This is a genomic window from bacterium, assembly GCA_018812485.1.
In the GTDB taxonomy this organism is placed as follows: Bacteria; JAHJDO01; JAHJDO01; order JAHJDO01; family JAHJDO01; genus JAHJDO01.
The window spans coordinates 1-3,450 of record JAHJDO010000144.1 but is presented as its reverse complement, the minus strand read 5'-3'; the positions used below and the strand labels follow the sequence as shown (position 1 = coordinate 3,450).

Sequence of the window (3,450 nt, the reverse complement as noted above, 5' to 3'; positions counted from 1 at the left end):
TCCCTTTGGCCCGCGTATGACGCAGCTTCCGCCAAGCTTGGTCAAGTTCAGCAGTTTGATGATTTCCTCACTACGGCCGATGAAATTGTCGCCAACTGCAATTGTGCCATAGGTGAAGGGATTCCTCATGCAGAACACCACTCGTTTTTCCGCAAGACAAACAGTAATGCTCCCTGCGGATTGGGTGAAACACAGCGTATACTTATACATTTTTGTATGCGTTGTGATATACCATGATGTATTGGTAGTTGGTGCTAGAACACATGACAAACCATTGACACAATAGTCATTGATTCTCCACTCGAAAATGACCATCTCTTCTTTTTCCTGCGCGATTATGAAAACCCAAAGGATGATTGACCGGCTCGGACCGCGTCCGGCCAAGGTTTTATTATCATGATGTGTGATTGGTGGCCTGCAATCACCTTACTGACCTGATGCAAATGTGGACTTGAAACGAGGGTCGGGGGAATTGAGCAGCAGCCGAATACGAGGGGGGGTAAAGAGAGTGAATCGTGTCGATTGTACCGCAGCGAACTGCAGTGCTAGCAGAAACAAGAGTGTGCGCAGCCTGATCGGGGCCGTATGGTCAATGGCCATCGTTCTAGTCATGGTCTCAAGTGCGTTTGCCGCAGTGGCGTATGCACAAGAGGAACCATCGATTTGGCCATCCGAGGAATATTATGTGCCTGGAGAGGCGGTTCTAATCAACGGTAGAGGTTGGGCTCCGTATGCTCCAGTTACTATTGTTATGACCCATCCTGATTTTGCTGAACCTAGAACGTTTGTAGTGATGCCTGAACTGTATGGCAATTTCGCGTGCAATAACTACACCGCTGAGGGAGTTGTGCACTGGAGTATTCCTGTTCAAGTCACAGCGACTCAAATTCAAGGCGGCGTCGCGGTAACAGCTTCGACGCAGTTTTACGATCCTGCAATCACTCTTGAGGGCTACACTCTCAGGCCCAACCCCGGATGGACTGCAGGCGACGTCAAAGGATACAACGAAGGCGACAGCGTCCCGTTCAAGGTGAAGCTGGAGAAGAATGCCTTTGGTCCGAATGTCACCGTCACATTGGGGTTCGATTACCGTGATGCAAACACTAGCACCTACGGTATCGATTATCTCACCGAGTACAATCTCGAACCACCTGCATCGCCGTTCAACATCTACCCGAGCTCTTCCACCCCCTTCTGGGTGAGCCCGAGTGAAGGGACTATAACAGACCAGTCCTTCGTTGACATAAGATTCGATTCCGGAGCAAGCCGAGACATTCTCGTTTGGCAGTTCACCCTACAGTTTGCTACAGGGGTATCCAGCGCTACTGTAAGATGGGGAGCTCACATGGCTGTCACGGATATTCCGAACAACTACTACGGAGCATCTTATTTCCCCGGATCATCCCTACACGTTAGGATTGTCGACCTCGACCCTCCAACGAACCAGGGCAACAGAGATGTCCCGATAGCGCTTGGTGGCGCATATCCTGTCCTTACGCCTCCGAACATGACTCTCGATAAGTGGGTCGAGCCGCTCTTGGTCCCGGACCCACAGACCTTCAAGATTGGGGACACAATAACTTTCACGATAAGGTTCAGCAACATCGGCCAAGCCGATGCGAAGTGCGTTCTTATCGATGATTACTTGCCATCGGTGGTCGCATATGTGAGCGGGTCATCGGTTCTCTGGACTTCTGAGAACCCAGCCCACCTCACTTTCCCGCCAGCCCAGCAGACATCTACTTGGCTGGAATGGGGCCCGACTGCCTGGAGAGGAACCGGCGTGGACGGTGCGCTTGCACCTCTGGTCGGCTACATCCAGTTCCAGGCGATTGTGCTTCCATCGGCAACCCCGGGCATATACTGGAACAATGTCTATCTGTCTTACAACGATGACCACGGTGGTCTGTTCGACACACTGCATGCCCAAGCTCCGTTCGAGATCGTAGGCGAACCATCCCTGACGATCGAGAAGAGCGGACCTCTGTATGCTCATGTCGGCGACACGATAATCTACACTTACGTTGTGACAAACACAGGCCCAACAGACATAGTCGATCTTGACGTCTATGACGATGTCGCGGGCTGGATCGTGCAGAACGCGTTCTTGGCTCACGGTGCCTCCGTCACTTACACGAAGAGCTACACGATCTTGGCATCGGGCCTTGATCCACTGCGCAACAACGTCACTGCGAACGGAAAGGATCAGTACGGTCAATTCGCTGATGAGGCAAAGGACGATTGGAAGGTAGACATACTGCACCCGTCGATCCATGTCGAGAAGTCGGCGGACAAGTCCTGCGCCGCGGTCGGCGAGAGCGTCAGCTACACAATCTTCTACGAGAACACGGCAACGGATGACACTGTGCTGTATAATGTGACAATAACAGATTCGTTGCTGGGGATATCTCAGAACGTCGGCACGCTGAACCCGGGCCAATCCGGACACATCTACAAGACGATTGCGGCGGTAGAGGTCGTCAGTGACCCGAACGGCGAGATGCCGAACACCGTGACTGCGACTGGTCACGACATACTCAAGGAGCTGGACGACTCGTTTGTATCTGACACCGCGAGCTGGACCGTCGACATCAAGCACCCGGCGATCACGATTGACAAGTGGGCGACTTACGTCGGCGAGGTCGCGAGACTCGGCTGCGTTGGCGAGGGTGATGTCATAGTATGGCACATCACGGTGACGAACCCGAGTACCGACACTGCGATGTCTTACAACGTCTATGACCCGTTGCTCAGTGACGCCGTGAACGACTGGCTGTTCGGCGGCACGCTGTCCCCAGGCACTTCGTTCAGCTGGACATCGGATAACTGGACAGTGCCGGTCGGAGTCGAGGACCCGTTGGTGAACATCGCCTGGGTCATCGCGAGCGACAGTCAAAACCATTATGTTCACGCGGACACGCAGACCGGATGGCCGACGGCCGTTGTCACATTGGACGTACTGCACCCGGGAATAACGATCGACAAGTGGGCGACCTATGTCGATAACGAGACAAGACTTGTCTGTGTCGGCGAGGGCGATGTCATCATATGGCATATCACAGTGACCAACCCGAGCAGCGACACTGTCATGTTCTACAACGTCACGGATGCTATGCTGAGCGCGGCACTTGACGGTTGGCTGTTTGGTGGAGTATTGTCCCCACTCGGATCAATCAGCTGGACCTCCTCGGAATGGACGGTCCCAGTTGGCGTAGCAGATCCGTTGGTGAACACCGCTGTGGTAATGGCTCATGACGCGCAGGGACACCCGGCATACGGTCAGGACGGCAAGAGTTGGCCGTCTGACACGGTGACTTTGGAAGTGTTCCACCCGGCGATCACGATTGACAAATGGGCGACTTACGTCCGAAACGAGACGAGACTAGGCTGTGTCGGCGAGGGCGATGTCATCCTATGGCATATCACAGTGACCAACCCGAGCAGCGACAC

At 53.8% G+C, this 3,450-nt stretch carries 2 protein-coding genes; both read left to right on the top strand.

Going from position 1 to position 3,450, the window contains the following annotated elements:
- Positions 1-237: hypothetical protein (locus tag KKC91_12430; GenBank protein MBU0479353.1), on the top strand; the 237-nt coding region annotated here is incomplete at its 5' end.
- A gap of 556 nt (positions 238-793) precedes the next feature.
- Positions 794-3,450, top strand: a 2,657-nt coding sequence (locus KKC91_12425) for a DUF11 domain-containing protein (protein ID MBU0479352.1), incomplete at its 3' end; no start/stop codon positions are given.